The organism is Enterobacter sp. HSTU-ASh6 (genome assembly GCF_026319105.1).
Lineage (GTDB): Bacteria > Pseudomonadota > Gammaproteobacteria > Enterobacterales > Enterobacteriaceae > Enterobacter > Enterobacter sichuanensis.
In genome coordinates this window covers 1-17,644 of sequence record NZ_WSPD01000023.1, presented here as the reverse complement: position 1 = coordinate 17,644, position 17,644 = coordinate 1, and the positions used below count along the sequence as shown (strand labels likewise).

General features: G+C 60.0%; 18 protein-coding genes. 8 read left to right on the top strand and 10 right to left on the bottom strand.

The window, feature by feature from the left end; translation table 11 throughout:
- Positions 1–33: 33 nt before the first annotated feature.
- From GM298_RS20550 to GM298_RS20540, 3 genes are read right to left on the bottom strand one after another with little or no spacing between them, the layout of a single operon-like run.
- Positions 34–1,098: a sugar ABC transporter substrate-binding protein gene (locus GM298_RS20550; RefSeq protein WP_047958003.1), complete on the bottom strand. Its 1,065-nt coding sequence runs from the start codon at positions 1,096–1,098 to the stop codon at positions 34–36.
- Positions 1,099–1,117: 19 nt separating this feature from the next.
- Positions 1,118–2,113 carry an ABC transporter permease gene (locus tag GM298_RS20545; protein ID WP_045286213.1) on the bottom strand — a complete coding sequence of 332 codons (996 nt, stop codon included), beginning with the start codon at positions 2,111–2,113 and terminating at the stop codon, positions 1,118–1,120.
- The gene (locus GM298_RS20540; RefSeq protein WP_266155171.1) at positions 2,110–3,612 is read right to left on the bottom strand and encodes a sugar ABC transporter ATP-binding protein; all 1,503 of its coding nucleotides are present in this window, start codon (positions 3,610–3,612) and stop codon (positions 2,110–2,112) included. The genes GM298_RS20545 and GM298_RS20540 overlap by 4 nt, the downstream gene beginning before the upstream one ends.
- 159 nt (positions 3,613–3,771) lie before the next feature.
- Here GM298_RS20540 and GM298_RS20535 point away from each other — a divergent pair, with 159 nt between their 5' ends.
- The 4 genes from GM298_RS20535 (at position 3,772) to GM298_RS20520 (ending at position 6,526) form a co-directional block, all read left to right on the top strand.
- Complete coding sequence (locus GM298_RS20535) at positions 3,772–4,860, top strand: oxidoreductase (RefSeq protein ID WP_266155170.1); 1,089 nt, start codon at positions 3,772–3,774, stop codon at positions 4,858–4,860.
- 57 nt (positions 4,861–4,917) lie between these two features.
- Positions 4,918–5,661, top strand: a complete 744-nt coding sequence (locus GM298_RS20530; RefSeq protein WP_045286216.1) for an SDR family NAD(P)-dependent oxidoreductase — start codon at positions 4,918–4,920, stop codon at positions 5,659–5,661.
- Positions 5,662–5,844: 183 nt separating this feature from the next.
- A complete protein-coding gene (locus GM298_RS20525; protein ID WP_095449380.1) occupies positions 5,845–6,147 on the top strand; it encodes a type II toxin-antitoxin system RelE family toxin in 303 nt (100 codons plus the stop codon).
- Complete coding sequence (locus tag GM298_RS20520; RefSeq protein ID WP_095449379.1) at positions 6,122–6,526, top strand: helix-turn-helix domain-containing protein; 405 nt, start codon at positions 6,122–6,124, stop codon at positions 6,524–6,526. Before GM298_RS20525 ends, GM298_RS20520 begins: the two co-directional genes overlap by 26 nt.
- Here the strand turns inward: GM298_RS20520 and GM298_RS20515 are convergent.
- Both GM298_RS20515 and cstA read right to left on the bottom strand, forming a co-directional pair.
- Positions 6,523–6,720 (bottom strand): YbdD/YjiX family protein, encoded by a 198-nt coding sequence (locus GM298_RS20515; protein WP_014169079.1) that lies wholly within the window; start codon positions 6,718–6,720, stop codon positions 6,523–6,525. The two genes, GM298_RS20520 and GM298_RS20515, sit on opposite strands and share 4 nt — an antisense overlap.
- A gap of 60 nt (positions 6,721–6,780) precedes the next feature.
- Entirely contained in the window at positions 6,781–8,886 is a 2,106-nt protein-coding gene (gene cstA / locus GM298_RS20510; RefSeq protein WP_088244125.1) for a pyruvate/proton symporter CstA, read from the bottom strand.
- Between the two features lie 268 nt (positions 8,887–9,154).
- Between cstA and GM298_RS20505 the strand changes: the two genes are divergently transcribed.
- The 3 genes from GM298_RS20505 to GM298_RS20495 are packed head-to-tail and all read left to right on the top strand — an operon-like array spanning position 9,155 to position 11,437.
- Positions 9,155–9,850: a nucleoside recognition domain-containing protein gene (locus tag GM298_RS20505; protein ID WP_095449377.1), complete on the top strand. Its 696-nt coding sequence runs from the start codon at positions 9,155–9,157 to the stop codon at positions 9,848–9,850.
- The gene (locus GM298_RS20500; RefSeq protein WP_045286221.1) at positions 9,847–10,311 is read left to right on the top strand and encodes a YjiG family protein; all 465 of its coding nucleotides are present in this window, start codon (positions 9,847–9,849) and stop codon (positions 10,309–10,311) included. The genes GM298_RS20505 and GM298_RS20500 overlap by 4 nt, the downstream gene beginning before the upstream one ends.
- A 13-nt stretch (positions 10,312–10,324) precedes the next feature.
- Positions 10,325–11,437, top strand: a complete 1,113-nt coding sequence (locus GM298_RS20495) for a M20 family metallopeptidase (protein WP_266155169.1) — start codon at positions 10,325–10,327, stop codon at positions 11,435–11,437.
- Between the two features lie 122 nt (positions 11,438–11,559).
- On the opposite strand, the gene entH is transcribed toward GM298_RS20495, so the two are convergent.
- Genes entH through entC form a run of 5 tightly spaced genes read right to left on the bottom strand, consistent with a single transcriptional unit; the run spans position 11,560 to position 16,385 of the window.
- A complete protein-coding gene (gene entH / locus GM298_RS20490) occupies positions 11,560–11,973 on the bottom strand; it encodes a proofreading thioesterase EntH (protein ID WP_025759981.1) in 414 nt (137 codons plus the stop codon).
- Positions 11,973–12,725, bottom strand: a complete 753-nt coding sequence (gene entA / locus GM298_RS20485) for a 2,3-dihydro-2,3-dihydroxybenzoate dehydrogenase EntA (protein ID WP_266155168.1) — start codon at positions 12,723–12,725, stop codon at positions 11,973–11,975. The genes entH and entA overlap by 1 nt, the downstream gene beginning before the upstream one ends.
- A complete protein-coding gene (locus tag GM298_RS20480; protein ID WP_095449374.1) occupies positions 12,725–13,579 on the bottom strand; it encodes an isochorismatase in 855 nt (284 codons plus the stop codon). Before GM298_RS20480 ends, entA begins: the two co-directional genes overlap by 1 nt.
- A 10-nt stretch (positions 13,580–13,589) precedes the next feature.
- Positions 13,590–15,200, bottom strand: coding sequence for a (2,3-dihydroxybenzoyl)adenylate synthase EntE (entE, locus tag GM298_RS20475; RefSeq protein WP_266155167.1), 1,611 nt, complete (start codon positions 15,198–15,200; stop codon positions 13,590–13,592).
- A 9-nt stretch (positions 15,201–15,209) separates the two neighbouring features.
- The gene (gene entC / locus GM298_RS20470) at positions 15,210–16,385 is read right to left on the bottom strand and encodes an isochorismate synthase EntC (protein WP_095449372.1); all 1,176 of its coding nucleotides are present in this window, start codon (positions 16,383–16,385) and stop codon (positions 15,210–15,212) included.
- Positions 16,386–16,573: 188 nt separating this feature from the next.
- On the opposite strand from entC, the gene fepB reads away from it, so the two are divergent.
- Positions 16,574–17,533: a Fe2+-enterobactin ABC transporter substrate-binding protein gene (gene fepB / locus GM298_RS20465; protein WP_266155166.1), complete on the top strand. Its 960-nt coding sequence runs from the start codon at positions 16,574–16,576 to the stop codon at positions 17,531–17,533.
- Positions 17,534–17,644: the final 111 nt, after the last annotated feature.

Sequence of the window (17,644 nt, the reverse complement as noted above, 5' to 3'; positions counted from 1 at the left end):
GCCGGGTAAGGCGCAGCCGCCACCCGGCTTGTTTTATTTATTTTTCGCTTCCAGCGTCGCAAACCACGGGGCGATAAAATCTTCCGTCTGGCCCCAGCCCGGAATGATTTTCCCCAGCGACGCTACGTTCACCGCGCCCGGCTGGGCGGTCAGCAGGGCCTGCGGGATGGCCGCGGCTTTAAAATCGTAGGTGGCCGGTGTCGGTTCACCGGCAATTTTATTGGCCACCAGACGCACGTTGGTGGCCCCAATCAGCTTCGGATCCACCGCCACGCTCACCTTCCACGGGCTGCCCGGCTCGCGCATCAGCTGCAGATCCTGGTTGGAGATGTCGATGCTGTAGAGCTTGATCTCGGTGCGGCCGTTCTCTTTCAGCGCCTTATAGGCGCCCTGGCTGAAGGCGTCCCAGGTGCCCCAGATGGCGTCGATTTTACCTTTCGGGTATTTCGCCAGGATCGCGCCCACCTTGTTGGCGGTGTCACCCTGCACGTCAGACGAGACCGCGCCGATAGACTCCAGCTCTTTGATCTCCGGATACTGCTTTTGCAGCGCTTTATAGGCCGCCTGACGACGCTCCATCGGCGGGAAACCCGCCACCCACAGCTTGACGATATTGGCTTTGCCGTTGAAATCTTTCGCCAGCTGGCCGAAGGAGAGATTGGTCAGGGAGGCATCGTCCTGCTGGGTAACGGTCACGCCCGGGATCTCGCCGTTCACCGCAGTATCAAATACCGCGACTTTGATCCCGGCATCCACCGCTTTCTTCACCAGCGCAGTCGCATACGGATCGCGCCCCTGGGAGAGAATAATCCCGTCATATTTCTGGCTGATGGCCTGGTTAACGAAGTCCTGGAATTTGGCATCGTCCCCGTTGCTTAAAAAGGTGCTGACCTTAAAGCCGAGCTTCTTACCTTCCTGAATCGCCCCGGCAATAAACTGCGTGGTGTTGTCGTCTGAACCGAGGTTACGGATCACCGCGATGCGGATCGGGCCGTCGTGGTTAGCAATGGCTGGTGGAAGCGGTGCCGGCGTGGCCGCAAAGCCAGGCAGAGCAGCGAATAACCCTAATGCCACCAAAGAGCGTGCAATCTTTTTCATTTTTTATCCCGTTGTGTTGTCAGCGTTTTTGTATGTAGGTAATCGCCAGCGCTACCGCGAGCACCAGCCCTTTTATAATGTCCATGGCGTAATACGGCACCGAGAGCATCACCAGCCCGTTTGACAGCACGCCAAGAATGATCGCCCCGACCAGGGTTCCCAGCGCGTTCGGCTTGCCGGAGCCGGCCAGCGAGAAGCCGATCCACGCCGCCGCCACCGCATCCATCAGGTAGCCGCCGCCCGCATTGACCTGCGACGAACCGATGCGCGAGGCCAGCAAAATCCCCCCCAGGCCCGCCAGCAGAGAGGCAATCACGTAGGCCGCGACCTTGTAACGGGTAGTGCGGATGCCGGAAAGGCGAGCCGCTTCCGGGTTACCGCCGATGGCGTACATCCGACGACCGTGGGTGGTCAATGACAGGCCCAGCTGCGCCAGAATGGTCACCGCCAGCATGATGATCACGATGGTTGGCACCTGCCCCAACAGGCTGAACGCCGCCGGAATGGTCCCTTCCGCCATGTCACCGCTCGGCAGCACCATGTTCTCGGTAATCGACCCGCCGTAGCTGTAAGTCATCGCCACGCCCTGGATCACAAACAGGCTGGCAAGCGTCGCGAGCATATCCGGAATACGCAGGATGACGATCAGAAAGGCGTTAAACAGCCCCACCAGCGTGCAGAGCGCGAGGGTAATCAGAATCGACTCGGTGGTGCCGAAGCCGTGCCAGACGAAGAGTGAAATCACCAGCGCGTTCGCCAGCGACGCGGTAGATCCCACGGAGAGATCGAACCCGCCAATGGTCAGCGAAATCGACACGCCAATGGCAATCACCGTCACGATGGCAATCGAACGCAGAATATTGATGATGTTATTCGGGTCGAGGAAGCTGTCCGACGCCAGGCCAAAAACGGCCACCAGCGCGACGACGGTCAGCAACATGCCCCACTTATAGAGAAAATCGAAAATCTGCTGACGGCCAGACGCCGCCGCGTTCACTGAAAGGGCCTTACTCACGACGCCGTTCCTCCGGTTGAATAATAAAGCAGGGTTTCTTCACGGGCCTCGGCCCCGGCGACTTCCGCCACGATACGTCCGTCCCACAGCACACAGATGCGGTCGCACAGCCCCACCAGCTCGGCAAACTCGCCGGAGGCGTAAATGACCCCTTTGCCCTCGCGCGCCAGGCCGTCAATCAGCTGGAACAGGTCGGTTTTGGCCTTCACATCCACGCCTTTGGTCGGCTCGTCGAATATCAGTACGCTGGCGTCATTGCGCAGCCATTTGCCGATGGCAACCTTTTGCTGGTTACCGCCGGACAGACGGCGCAGCACCTGCCCCGGCCCGCGCGCTCGCACGCCGACGCGGGCGATAACCTCTTCCGCCCAGCGCCACGCCTGACGATGGCCGAACAGGCTCCAGCGCGAGAAGCTGTTATCCGCCGTCACCGCCAGATTCATGCTCACCGGCTCGTCGATAAAAATGCCTTCTTTGCGCCGCTCCTCCGGCACCAGCGCCAGGCCGCGCAGCACCGAATCCGCCGGGTCGCGCGGTTTCCAGGGCTGATGATTCAGTTCACCGCGCGCCACGCGGCTTTTGCTGGCACCAAACAACGCTTTGCAGAGTTCGGTTTTACCTGCGCCCGCCAGCCCGGCTATGCCGAGAATTTCGCCTTTGCGCAGGTGCAGGGAGATATCTTTCAGCAGCGCGTCGTCGTGCAGCCCCTCCACGCGTAGCAGCGTTTCGTCGCCGTGCGCAGGGCGAGCGGGCGGGTAGATATCGCTCAGCACGTGGCCAAGCATCTTCTCGACAATCGCCTCGCCGCTGAGATCCGCCATTGGACCGGACTCAATCAGCTTGCCGTCGCGCAGCACCGTCAGGGTGTCGCAAATGGCTTTCAGCTCGTGAATGCGGTGCGAGATAAACACCACGCCGATGCCCTGCTGCTGTAAACGTCTGACCACAGCAAACAGGCGCTCGCTTTCGTGGGCGTCCAGCGGCGCGGTGGGCTCATCGAGAATTAAAAAACGGCAGTGATGGGACAACGCCCGCGCCAGCAAAATCTGCTGTTTTTCGGCAAGCGAACAGCTGTCGATAACGCGGCGTACGTCAAGAGAGACGTCCAGCTGCGCCAGGGCCTGTCTCGCCTGCTGGCGCAGCGTACGCCAGCTGAAGCGATGTCCCGGCTGCGCCAGCGTATCGAGCATGATGTTCTCGGCAATGGTTAATCCCGGGATCAACGCCACATCCACTTCCTGCTGTACCAGATGGATCCCCAGCCGTTTGGCGTCCAGCGGCTCGCGGATCGTCACCGGCTGGTTATTAATGCAGATCTCACCTTCATAACGTTCGTGCGTTCCGCACAGCACCGCCATCAGCGTTGATTTCCCCGCGCCATTGGCGCCGGTCAGGGCATGCACCGATCCGCCGGTTAGGGTGAAATTCACGCGCGACAGGGCCTGAAAGCCGGAAAAGGCCAGGCTGATACCGCGCATCTCAAGGCGACTGGAAACCATCCGCGTAAATCCTTCATTACTCTTCTGATTTAGCGAATTTTTCACAGCTCCGGTTGACTGACAACGACGGAAAAGGCATAAGTTAAAGCGAAATATTATTAGCCATCCGGATGTCCAGACATAACATCGGGTTAGCGCTTGCTAAAAAAGGACACCTTCATGAGCACCACCGATATCCGCGTCGTACCTGGCCCGGCGAACTACTTTTCCCATTCCGGAAGCCTTGCGCGTCTGAATGACTTCTTTACCCCGGAACAGCTTTCCCGCGCGGTGTGGATTTACGGCGAGCGCGCCATCGAAGGCGCGCGCCCTTTCCTGCCGGAGAGTTTTAACGCGCCGGGGGCGAAACACCTGCTGTTTAAAGGCCACTGCAGCGAGCGTGACGTCACCCACCTGGTGCATGAAGCCGGCAGCGAGGCGAGCGTGGTGATTGGCGTTGGCGGCGGTGCGCTGCTCGATACCGCCAAAGCGGTGGCTCGCCGTCTGGGTATCCCGGTAGTGGCAATTCCGACCATCGCCGCCACCTGTGCGGCATGGACGCCACTTTCCGTCTGGTACAACGACGCCGGTCAGGCGCTGCAGTTTGAGATTTTCGACGACGCCAACTTCCTGGTGCTGGTCGAGCCGCAAATCATTCTCAACGCCCCGGCGGAGTACCTGCTGGCGGGAATTGGCGATACGCTGGCGAAGTGGTATGAAGCGGTGGTGCTGGCGCCTCAGCCTGAAAACCTGCCGCTGACCGTGCGTCTGGGTATTAACGGCGCGCTGGCGATCCGCGACGTGCTGCTGGCGCACAGCGAGGAAGCGCTGGCTGACCAGCAGCGCGGCGAACAAACCCAGGCATTCAGGGACGTGGTAGATGCCGTTATTGCCGGTGGCGGGATGGTCGGCGGCCTGGGCGAGCGCTATACCCGCGTGGCGGCGGCGCATGCAGTGCATAATGGCTTAACCGTACTGCCGCAAACGGAAAAATACCTGCACGGTACCAAGGTGGCCTACGGCATCCTGGTGCAAAGCGCTCTGCTCGGCCAGGAGGACGTGCTGGCACAGCTTATCTCGGCGTATCAGCGTTTCAACCTGCCGACCACGCTTCGCGCGCTGGAGGTCGATATCCATAACTACGAGGAACTGGATAAGGTCATTGCTCATACCCTGCGCCCGGTAGAGTCAATTCATTATCTGCCGGTGACGTTAACGCCTGAGGTTCTGCGCGCGGCGTTTGAGAAGGTGGAATACTTCAGCCGTTAATTGCCCCGAGGGACTATACCTAATGATGATTCTCACCATTCTCGCAACGAGGTCATCATGCAGATCGATTTAACAGGTAAGAAGGCGCTGGTTACCGGCGCCAGCCGTGGGTTGGGTCGCGCTATCGCGCTGTCGCTGGCGCGCGCCGGTGCCGACGTGGTTATTACGTATGAAAAATCTGCCGATAAAGCCCAGGCGGTTGCCGATGAAATTAAGGCGCTTGGGCGGCACGGTGAAGCGGTGCAGGCCGACAGCGCCAGTGCGCAGGCCATTCAGGATGCCGTCACCCATGCGGCGCGCGCCCTCGGCGGGCTGGACATTCTGGTCAACAACGCCGGGATTGCGCGCGGCGGCCCGCTGGAGTCCATGACGCTGGCGGACATTGACGCCCTGATCAACGTCAATATTCGTGGAGTGGTCATCGCCATTCAGGAGGCTCTGGTGCATATGTCTGACGGTGGGCGCATCATTAACATCGGCAGCTGTCTGGCTAACCGCGTGGCCATGCCGGGCATTGCCGTTTACTCAATGACGAAGTCAGCCCTCAACTCTCTTACCCGCGGTCTGGCGCGCGATTTAGGCCCGCGCGGCATCACCGTTAACCTGGTCCATCCTGGCCCTACCAACAGTGACATGAACCCGGAGGACGGAGAGCAGGCGGAAGCGCAGCGCCAGATGATTGCCGTCGGTCACTACGGCCAGCCGGAGGACATCGCCGCAGCGGTCACCTTCCTTGCCAGCCCGGCCGCCGGGCAGATCTCCGGCACAGGGCTGGACGTGGACGGCGGTCTGAACGCCTGATCGCACATTCTCTGCAAGCCTCTGTCGCCAGGCAGAGGCGTTTTGAAGCCGCCTCGAGGGAATGTGTTTTGCCTCTTACCGGCGTTTATTCTCCGCTCTACAGTACCCCATAAGAAATTCGGAATTTATCTAATAGTCTTATTATTTCCTTATATTTTGTGTGGGCGTACAGTGGAGGTACGGATGAAGATTGTCTGGTCAAAAACGGCAGAGAAGCAATTTTCTAAAATCGATAATCGGTATCAGAACCGTATTAAATCCAGGCTGGAGAAAATGGATGATAAAACATCCCCTGTCTCGGATATCAAAAAATTATCCTCTCCTGAAAACCACTACAGGCTGCGTTTAGGTGATTACAGAGTCATCTACACCTTTGGGGAGCCGCCAGGCGATACCTGCTACGTAGTGGCGGTTAAACGCCGAACTACCACCACCTACCTTCATGAGGAGCATGCCGAATATGACTATTCAGTACATCAAGGATGAAGAAGGAAAAAACCAGTATGTCGTCATTCCTTACAGTGACTACTTTCGTATGCGCCTGGCCCTGCTGGAGTACGACGACGAGGATGAGAACGATTGGGAAGACATTCCCTATGAATCAGATATCTACGATAACGTAGGCTTACCTGGCGAAGTATGCGACGTGATGCATAAAGAAAACGTCAGCCTGCAGGCCGCATGGCGCATCCTGCGCGGCATGTCCCAGCAGGAGGTGGCAGAGAAACTGGGTATCAGCCAGTCCGCCGTGTCACAGCTGGAAGCGCTGGACTCGCGCCCGCAAAAGCGTACCCGCGAAAAACTCGCGGCACTTTATGGCTGTCAGCAGGAACAGATCAGCCTCTATTTACCGAAAGAGGGTTAACAGCACTTCGCCCCGCCCTTGCCGCCGTAGCGGGCGTCCTGGCGATCGCGGAAAAATGCTTCGTAGGTCATTGGCGTCTGGTCCGGATGGTTGACCCGCATATGCTCGACGTAGTTGTCGTAATCCGGTACGCCGATCATCATTTTGGCGGCCTGGCCCAGGTACTTACCTGCTTTGGAAAGGGTGTCGAACATAATTCTCATCTCACAGGAAAAGTAGGCCGGGTAAGGCGAAGCCGCCACCCGGCACAAAGGTTAATGCGCCCCTTTCGCCTGGGTGACAATCGTTTCCAGGTTTTCAGGCATTGGCTCATACGGTGTCTCTTTCGCCGTCGGCTTGTCTTCTTTCAGCGCCGCCAGCGCGGTCTTCAGAGAATACAACGCCAGCACCACGACCACCACCATAAAGAAGATGGTCAGCCCGGCATCCAGACGGTTGTTAAACACCAGCTGCGACAGCTGTGATTCCGTGTACTGCGCCGGGATCTTACCGCTGTCGATCATCGCCTGGAACTTGTTGGCAATCGCCAGGAAGCCCACTTTATTGTCCGGACTGAAGGCTTTCTGCCAGCCTGCCGTCAGGGTACAAATCAGCAGCCAGGCCGTTGGTACCAGCGCCACCCATGCATAACGCTGACGTTTCATCTTAAACAGCACCACTGCACACAGCATCAGCGCCATGCCTGCCAGCATCTGGTTGGCAATCCCGAACAGCGGCCACAGGGTGTTAATCCCACCCAGCGGGTCGACCACGCCCTGATGCAGGAAGTAGCCCCACGCCAGCACGCACAGGGCCGTCGCCAGCAGGTTCGCCGGTAGCGACTCAGTACGCTTCAGGTTCGGGGAGATCACCCCCAGCAGATCCTGCAGCATAAAGCGCGCCGCACGGGTTCCCGCATCCACCGCCGTCAGGATAAACAGTGCTTCAAACAGAATGGCGAAGTGATACCAGAATGACACGTCCATCAGCCCACCCAGCGCGCCGTGGAGGATATACGCCATACCGACCGCAAGCGTAGGCGCCCCGCCCGCTCGCGAGATAATCGACTGCTCGCCCACTTCACTGGCGATAGTCGTCAACGTATCAGGGGTAATCGCAAAGCCCCAGCCGCTCACCACCTGCGCGGCAGACGCCACGACGTCAGCGGTGCCCGCCGGCGCCAGAACCGCCATCGGGCTGTTCATCGCAAAGTAGACGCCCGGGTCGATAACGCAGGCGGAGACCAGCGCCATAATCGCCACGAAAGATTCCATCAGCATGCCGCCGTAGCCAATCAGGCAGGCCTGATTTTCATTCGCCAGCATCTTCGGCGTGGTGCCGGAAGCAATCAGCGCGTGGAAGCCCGACACCGCACCGCAGGCGATGGTGATAAACAGGAACGGGAACAGGTTGCCGGTCCAGACCGGGCCGGTGCCGTCGATGAATTTGGTCAGCGCAGGCATGGTCAGGGTCGGGCGCATAATCAGAATGCCAATCGCCAGCCCGACGATGGTACCGATTTTCAGGAAGGTGGAGAGGTAATCGCGCGGGGCCAGCAGGAGCCACACCGGCAGCACCGCCGCCACAAAGCCGTAGCCCACCAGCATCCAGGTGAGCTGTACGCCGGTAAAGTCAAAGAACGGTGCCCAGGTCGGGCTTTCCGCGACCCAGCCGCCAGAGATAATGGCGAACACCAGCAGCACCAGACCAATGACCGACACCTCACCAATGCGTCCCGGACGCAGGTAACGAATGTAGATCCCCATAAAAATGGCCAGTGGAATGGTGAACGCGACGGTGTAGGTCCCCCACGGGCTGTGGGTCAGCGCTTTCACCACGATCATCGCCAGCACCGCAAGGATGATCACCATGATCATAAAGGTCGCCACCAGTGCAATCACCCCGGCGGTGGCCCCCATCTCCTCTTTCACCAGCTCGCCCAGTGAACGGCCGTCGCGACGGGTGGAGACGAACAGCACCATAAAGTCCTGCACTGCCCCCGCCAGCACCACGCCGGCGAGGATCCAGATCATCCCCGGCAAATAGCCCATCTGCGCCGCCAGCACCGGCCCCACCAGCGGGCCCGCTCCGGCAATCGCCGCAAAATGGTGACCGAACAGCACTTTCTTGTCCGTCGGAACGTAGTCCAGCCCGTCGTTATGGCGAACGGCGGGGGTCATGCGCGTGGCGTCAACCGCTAAAACGTTCTTCGCGATATAGCGACCATAAAAACGGTACGCGATCAGGTAAATGCAGACGGAGGCAACGACGATCCACAGCGCGTTGATCTGTTCCCCCCGGTTGAGGGCGATATAACCCAGGGCAAAGGCTCCCACAACGGAGAGCCCTGCCCATAAAAGGTGTTTCCCTGAGTTGTTCATAATGGTGATCCGTTGTTGTGAAACAGTGAGATGTTACATTTTGTTTCTAGAACAACAGCGAAAATTTAACAACTTTGAAACGCAATAATGCGTGGTCAAACCAGACATTTACACCACATTGTTAAGCCGATCACTTTCGTACCGTCACCGGTCACACTTTTGCCTTTTTCGTCCCGCCCCGGCCTTACGGGATGATTTGTATCATTTTTTTTGCCCGAAACCCCGCCAGAATGACCCTGCGCAATGGCGTGCATACAAGGAAAAGGATATGAACAGTTCAGTACCTCAGGATAGTAAGGTCGGGCCCGGCGCGTACTTCGCCCTGGCGTTTGCAGCCGTCTTCTTCTCTGGCCTGTTGGGCGGAAAAGAGTGGTACGGCGTGTTTGATTTCACCACCCTGAACGGTGCGTTTGGCAAAGTGGTCAGTAAAGCCAGCCTGGAGGATGGCACTCTGACGACGGCCAGCAGCGCCTTTCGCGGCACAGGCGGCAGCGGTGCGATGGACGGCTTTCTCTTCGCGCTCGGTCTCATTCCGGCCGTGATGTTTGCGCTTGGGATGATCAACGTGCTGGAGCACTACGGCGCCCTGCGTGCCGCCCGCAAGCTCTTAACCCCGCTGCTGCGCCCCCTGCTGGGCATTCCCGGCACCACCGGGCTGGCGCTGATAGGCAGCCTGCAAAGCACCGACGTGGGCGCGTCCCTCACCCGAAACCTGTCTGATGAAGGGCAAATCAGCGAAAAAGAGAAAGATGTCTTCGCCATGTTCCAGTTTTCCGCCGGGGCGATGATCACCAACTTTTTCTCCTCCGGCGCCATCCTCTTTACGCTGGTGGCCGTCGACGGCACGGCTGCCGTTCCCACCTCCATCGGCGCCTGCATCGCTGTGATGTTCATCATGAAAATCGTGGGGGCAAATCTGCTGCGTTTGCTCCTCTCTTTCACCGCTAAAGGAGACGCCGCATGAGTGCTCCACAATCCAACCCGGTTATCACTGATGTCTTCGTCGAGGGGGCACGCAAAGGCTGGAGCATTGCCACCAGCAGCACCCTGCCCAACGTGGTAATGGCGTTTATCATCATCAAAGCGCTGGAGATCACCGGGGCGCTAAAAGGACTGGGGATGCTCTTCGCCCCGCTGATGGGGCTGTTTGGCCTGCCGGGCGAAGCCGCCGCCGTGCTGATTGGCGGCTGGATGTCGATGGGCGGTGGGATAGGCGTCGCCATTGGCCTGTTTGATAAGGGCATTCTCACCGGCGAGCACCTGGCGATTCTGGCGCCTGCCATCTACCTGATGGGCTCGCAGGTGCAGTACCTGGGCCGCATTCTGGGGGTGATCGGCACCCGCGCCAGACGCATTCCGCTGATGATCGCCATCTCGGTAGTCAACGCATTCTTAGCCATGCTGCTGATGCGCATTATTCTCTGAACAGGACGTGAACATGAATCTTGACCATTACATCGAAGAACTGAAAAGCCTGGTGAACGTAGACTGTGGAACCCAGACGATTGCAGGCGTCGCGACCGTGGCAGCCATTATGCAGCAGCTCTGGCAGCGCGAGGGCTGGCATACCGAACAGGTGAACCTGGGCGACAAGGTGGGTCCCGGCGTTTTCGTCAGCAACAAGCCGCAGGCACAACAGTTTGACGTGCTGCTGGTGGGCCATCTGGACACCGTATTTCCCGCTGGCACCGTGGCCGGGCGCCCGCTGAGCGAGGACGATACTCGCCTGTACGGCCCCGGCGTCTCGGATATGAAGAGCGGACTGCTGAATATTTTATGGGCAATGCGCGAACTGGACACCGCTGACAAAGAACGTCTGGCGATAGCCGTGGCGATGAACCCGGACGAAGAGACGGGTTCCGTCTATTCCCACGAATGGATTGGCGCGCTGGCAAAACGCTCCCGCTGCGTGCTCGTCTGCGAAGCCGCCCGCGCCGACGGCTCGCTGGTGAAAGCGCGGAAAGGCATGGCGGGCTATCACCTCACCTTTAGCGGCGTGGCGGCGCATGCGGGTAACGACCCGGAAAAGGGCCGCTCGGCAATCACCGCCCTGGCGAACAGCGTTATCGCCATTAATGCCCTGACGGACTGGGATCGCGGCACCACGCTGAACGTTGGGGTGATACAGGGCGGCAGCGCGGCGAACGTGGTCGCGGACAGCGCTGTAGCCGAACTGGACGTTCGCTTCTGGGAAAACGATGAGTATGACCGGGTAAATCAGGCGCTGGAGACGTTATGTGAAAAAGGCTTTTTAGACGGTGTGACCACCACGCTGACGCGGGTTAACCACAAACCGGCGATGGCAGCAAGCGTTGCCACGCAGGCGCTGATGCATCAGGTTGAAGCGGCGGGGAAAGCGGAAGGTATCGCCATTACCTGGCAGGCAGTTGGCGGCGGCAGCGATGCCAACCACACCGCGGCGCTCGGCATCCCGACGCTTGACGGCTTCGGGCCCGTTGGCGCCGGGTTCCACAGCCCCGCGGAGTGGCTGGATAAAGCGTCCATAGCGCCGAGAATTCGGTTACTTAAGCGCGTCGTTTCAATGCTCTAATTTTGCACGACACTGTCCCCTCTCCCTGTGGGCTGAGGGATCCCCACAAAATAATGCCTGCACAGACAACCCCCTCTCCCTGGAGGGAGAGGGCTGGGGTGAGGGCAACAGGCCGCACAACACTAACCCAGCACCATCGTACTCAACCGGCAGCTACAGCACCGCCGTCCCTGCTCGTCGAAGACCACAATTTCCCAGCTCTGGCTGGAACGCCCCAGATGCAGCGGCTGACACACCCCGCGCACCTTACCGTGCGACACCGCGCGATGATGGGTGGCGTTCAGTTCCGTTCCCACCACGCTCTGCCCGTCCCGGGTCATCAGAAACCCGGCCATCGAGCCGAGCGTTTCCGCCAGCGCCGCCGAGGCTCCGCCGTGCAGCAGACCAAATGGCTGGTGGGTTCTTGCGTCCACCGGCATCTCCGCTTCCAGCGTGTCGTCACCGAGGCGGGTATAGACGATGCCAAGATGCGCCACCAGGGTGTTCATGCTGGTCGCGTTCAGTTCATCGAGGGATAAATGACGTTTCCAGATCATTACGCCCCCAGCGTGGAGCCACCGTCCACCACAATATCCTGCAGGGTGATATGGCTGGCGGCATCAGAGGCGAGGAACAGCACCGTACTCGCAATCTCCTGCGGACGGGCGATTTTGCCGAGCGGAATGCCGAGCTTAAACTGCTCGCCAAAGCCGCGAATGCGCTGCTGCTCTGCATCGTCGCTTTTCCACAGCGTGCGCTGCATATCGGTGTCCGTTGAACCCGGCGACACCAGGTTGCAGCGCACGCCGCTGGCCGCCAGCTCCAGCCCGACGGTCAATGCCAGGCTTTTCAGCGCCGCTTTCGAGGCGCCGTAGGCGCTCATGCCAATGCGCGGGGTATGCGCCGCATCCGAAGCCACCGTCACAATCGCCCCGCCCTGCTGACGGCGAAACTGGCCCATCGTCTGCTGGAACAGGTTAAACGCGCCGCCAACGTTGACTGCGAAGGTCTGCTGCCAGTCCGCCTGCGAGAGCTGGTCGGTTGCCCCCATCCGCAGAATACCGGCTGCGTTAACCAGTACGTCCAGACGTTCAACGGTAGTGAGCAAACGACCGCACACCTCGCTGACCTGCGCATAATTCGCCACGTCCAGCGCTTCGGTCGCAAAAGGATAATCGCCCAGCGGAAATGCCAGGTCGAACCCGGTTACCTGTGCGCCCGCCTCAGCGAACGCCAGCGCCGTCGCATAGCCAATGCCTTTACCCGCCCCCGTCACCCAGACGGTTTTACCGGTGAAGTCAAATCCCATTACTGCACCTCGCGGGAGAGCAGCGCCCACCAGGCGTCGAGAGTAGGATTTTTGGCCAGCATCACGAAATCAATGTCGCCGTGCACTTTACGCCAGCGGGCGGCCAGCGCCATCATGCGCACTGAATCCAGACCGTAGTCGATCAGGTTTTCGTCATCCATCGGCTCGTCGGACTCGTCCAGCAGCGGCAGGATCAGCTCACGCAGCGCGGCTTTTGAGGCCGGAACCGACGGCAGCAGCTCGTCGGTCATTACCACGCGGCCAGAGCGCCCGGCCACGTAGTTCAGCGACATCAGATGCTCATCGCGGGTGAAATCCGCCAGCGCGTCGGCAATAAAGAACGGTTTGATGTCGCGCATAAAGGCATCGGTGGCGGTGGTCATGCAGCCGATGTGGGCGTACACACCGGTAATCAGCAACTGGTTGCGGCCCGTCTCTTTCAGCATCTGCTCCAGCGGCGAGCGGTGAAACGCGCTGTAGCGCCACTTCACCAGCACGGTGTCCGCTTCGTCCGGCGCTAGCTGAGAGACGATACGCTGCTGCTCCGGCGAGCGGGTCAGGCCCGGCCCCCACATGTCGTTGAGCAGCGCGCGGTCTTCATCGCTCTGCTCTTTCGGCTGGGCGGTGTAGTACACCGGAATATGATGCGCTTTGCAGTACGCGCGAAGTTTAGCGATGTTCGCCACCACCTGCTGCATCATCGCGCTGTTTTCGCCCCAGAAGTTAAGGAAGTATTCCTGCATATCGTGGATCAACAGCGCTGCACGCTCAGGCTCAAAGGCCCAGTTCACTTTACTGGTTGGCAGCTCTGCGGCAGTTGGCAGCGCGTAAGCGGTTAATTTTGGGATAGTCATACTCTGTTCCTCAGCCCCGGGCGCGTTCAGCCAGCCACAGGCGCAACTGTTTCTTATCGACTTTGCCGACCGGCGTCAGCGGGAGCGCCTCCACGCTCTCCACGCGGTCCGGCAGCTTGAATTCGGCAACGCCCTGCTCGCGCAGGAAGCGACGCACCTCGACCGCGCGCAGGGGCTGTTTCACCACCAGATACGCACAGCTCTTCTCGCCAAGCAGGCTGTCCTCCATGCTCACCAGCGCGGCGTGGATCACCGCCTCGTGGCGCAGCAACAGGTTCTCGATCTCTTCGGCGGCGATCTTCTCGCCGCCGCGGTTGATCTGATCTTTCTCACGCCCATGCACGGTGATGTAGCCCTGCTCGTCGATGGCGATCAGATCGCCCGAGCAGTAAAAACCCTCAGCGTCGAAGGCGCTGGCGTTGTGTTCCGGGCTGTTAAAATAGCCGCGGAAGGTATAGGGCCCGCGCGTCATCAGACGACCGACTTCCCCGCGCGGAAGCGGGTTGCCGTGCTCGTCCGCTACCCACACTTCATCATCCGGGCACATCGGGCGGCCCTGCGTGTTGATGATGCGCTCCGGCGCGTCGTCGAGGGCGGTGTAGTTCACCAGCCCTTCCGCCATGCCGAACACCTGCTGCAGCTGGCAGCCCATCTCCGCCGGAATACGCGCCGCGAGCGTGGCGGAAAGACGCGCACCGCCCACCTGCAGCAATTTGAGAGACGTCAACTGCGCGTTGCCCACCCCGTCGGCGATGGCCTGTAGCCACAGGCTGACCGCCGGAGGAACCAGCGAGGTGACGGTAATCTGATGCTGTTCAATCAGCGGGAAGCAGAGCGTGGCGCTCGGATCGCTCGCCAGCACCACGCAGCCGCCCGCGGTAAAGACCCCTAACGATCCTGGCGAGCTCATGGCGTAGTTATGCGCCGCAGGCAGCGCGTTGAGGTAGCGAGTGTCGGCGGTAATGCCGCAAATTTCGTTGCTGCGGCGGATGCTGTAGTCGTAATCGTTGTGCGTGCGCGGGATGAGCTTGGGCGTGCCGGTGCTGCCGCCGGAAAGCTGGAAGAAGGCCACTTCATCGGCGGGCGTAGGATTGGCAATAAAATTATCCGCCGGGCGGGAGATCGCCGCCTCCAGCGCATGCTCGCCCCTGTCACCGCGCAGCAGGACGACGCGTACCGAACGGTGCTCATCCACGAAAGCATTGAGGAAATCATCGCCTGCGAACAGCGCATGGTCGCGGTCGGCAATCAGCACGGCGGGTTTGATTTGCACGGCGTAGGCATTCAGCTCGCTGCGCTGGTGGCTAAAGAGCGCGTTAACCGGCGCGACGCCAATTTGCAGCAGCGCGAAGAAAGTAATATAGAACTCGGCCACGTTGCCAAGCTGCACCAGCGCCGTCTCGCCGCGCTGCAACCCGCGCGTCTGAAGCGCTGAGGCCAGGTTGTTCACGGCCTGATTAAACGCGCGGTAGGTCACGCGACGATCGCCGTCGATAATCGCCACCGCATCGCTGTCCGCGCGATCGGTCAGGATGTGGGTTATCGGCAGATCCTGCCAGTAGCCTTTTTCTCGGTAGCGCCGGGCGAACGCCTCAGGCCAGCGGGTAAAGGGAATGGTCATCAGTCTTCCTTAGTGCAAACCAAAAACGTTGAGCATGGTGGAGAGCTTCACACCGGTTTCACGCCACTCGCCCACCGGGGAGGAGGCAGGCACAATGCCCGCACCGGCAAACAGGCGAACGCGATTTTTATGCAGCCGCGCGCAGCGGATGGTCACCACCCACTCGCCGTTGCCTTCACTGTCGCACCAGCCAACGATGCCGCCGAACAGCTCGCGGTCGAACGGCTCCAGCTCGGCAATCAGCGCTTTTGCCGCCTGATGCGGGAAACCGCTCAGGGCTGGCGTCGGGTGCAGCAGGCAGGCCAGGGTCAGGGCGTTCTCGTTTTCGCGCGCCTCGCCTTCCACGGGCGTCGCCAGGTGCCACAGCGTCGGCGTGGTGATCAGCTGCGGAGAGTCAGGCATGCTGAGGTGATGGCTCCGGGGCGCGAGAATGGCTTTCATCGCCTGGGTCACGAGGTCGTGCTCGTGGCGGTCTTTTTCGGAGGCCAGCAGCTTATTGCCCGCTTCACGATCCAGCACATCGTCCGGCTGACGGCGCGCCGAGCCTGCCAGCGGCAGCGAACTAAAGTGCGCGCCCTCTTTGCGCAGCAGCAGCTCCGGGCTTGCCCCGAGCAGCACCCCGCCGTCTTCCAGCGGTACATGGAAGTTAAAGCTCGCCGGGTTCTGGGCGATAAGACGCTCCATCAGGGCGCCGCTGTCCATCGGCTTGTCGGTCGCGATATCAATCAGGCGCGACAGCACCACTTTGTTCACCTGCGGCGTGGCGGTGAGCGACGCGGCGCGGGCGACCATCTCTTCAAACACGGGCTGCGGCGGGATCTCGGTGCGTTGTTCCACCTTCAGCGTCTGCGAGCCGGAAAAATAGCGCGCGGACTGCTGACGAGCAGGACGGGAAAAGGTCTGCCAGTGCTGCGGAATAAACAGCGATGAGGGCTTGCGGGTATCGAACGGGATCGCCCCAACCATCACCGGGTGAGCGATACCGCTGGCTTTGGCATTCCGGAAGGCCTGGGTTAATTTTTGCTGGAAATGACCCGTCGGATCGTCGCCGCCGACGGCGGGCTCATTGAAGCGGGAAAAGCAGCCTGACGTGGTAAAGCTGCGGTAAGGCGACATAAAGAAAAAGCGGTCTGATTGCAGCGTGCTTGCGGTGTGCTGAACTTCCTCAGCCAGGGACGTATCCATATCATCCTCCTCAAAATGATAAAAGAAGCAATAATGATTATCATTTATATTTTCGTCGGCTAACCTAATCCCACATCGCTTCGCTGTCAACCGTTCGGCAAATAACGTGTGCGACAAAAGCTTGCATCCCTGCGCGGCAGCCTTGAAAATGAGAAGCATTATCTTCAACAAAAACAGGATACCAAGCTGTGAAATACCCTGCCGTTTGCCGTACTCCCCTGCTTTTATTGGGACTTTTTGTTTTAGGACTTACCTCAGCCATCGCCGCCGACTGGCCCCGCCAGGTGACCGACAGCCGCGGCGTGCATACCCTGGAGAGCAAGCCGACGCGCATTGTCTCCACCAGCGTGACCTTAACCGGCTCCCTGCTGGCGATTGACGCCCCGGTTGTCGCGAGCGGCGCAACCGCACCGAACAACCGCGTGGCGGACGCGCAGGGTTTCCTGCGCCAGTGGGGTGATATTGCGAAACAGCGTAAGGTCGCGCGGTTGTATATCGGTGAGCCGAGCGCCGAAGCGGTGGCAGCCCAGATGCCGGACCTGATTTTGATCAGCGCCACCGGCGGGGATTCCGCCCTGGCGCTGTACGACCAGCTCTCCGCCATCGCCCCGACGCTTGTCATCAACTACGACGACAAAAGCTGGCAGGAACTGCTGACGCAGCTCGGTACTATTACGGGTCAGGAAAAGCAGGCCGCTGGGCGCATTGCCGCATTTGATAAACAACTTGCGCAGGTGAAGCAGCAGATGACACTGCCGCCGCAGCCGGTGAACGCCATCGTCTACACCGCCGCCGCGCACAGCGCCAATTTGTGGACCGCGGAATCGGCCCAGGGCAAGCTTTTGCACCAGCTGGGCTTTACGCTGGCAGACCTGCCTGCCGGGCTGCATACCTCAAAAAGCCAGGGCAAACGCCACGACATTATTCAGTTAGGGGGTGAAAGCCTGGCGACGGGCCTCAACGGCGAAGGGCTGTTTGTGTTTGCCGGCGACGAGAAAGACGTGGAGGCGATTTACGCCAACCCGCTGCTGGCGCATCTGCCAGCGGTGAAGAACAAGCGCGTCTGGGCGCTGGGAACGGAGACGTTCCGTCTGGATTATTACAGCGCGATGCTGGTGTTAGACAGATTGAATACATTGTTTAAGTAGGTATTTTCCCTCCCTCTCCCTGTGGGAGAGGGCCGGGGTGAGCAGCTGTGTTTAAAGTCAACGGCTGACGACTAACCTGCCACCCATTTTTTATTGTCCCGCACCATCGCA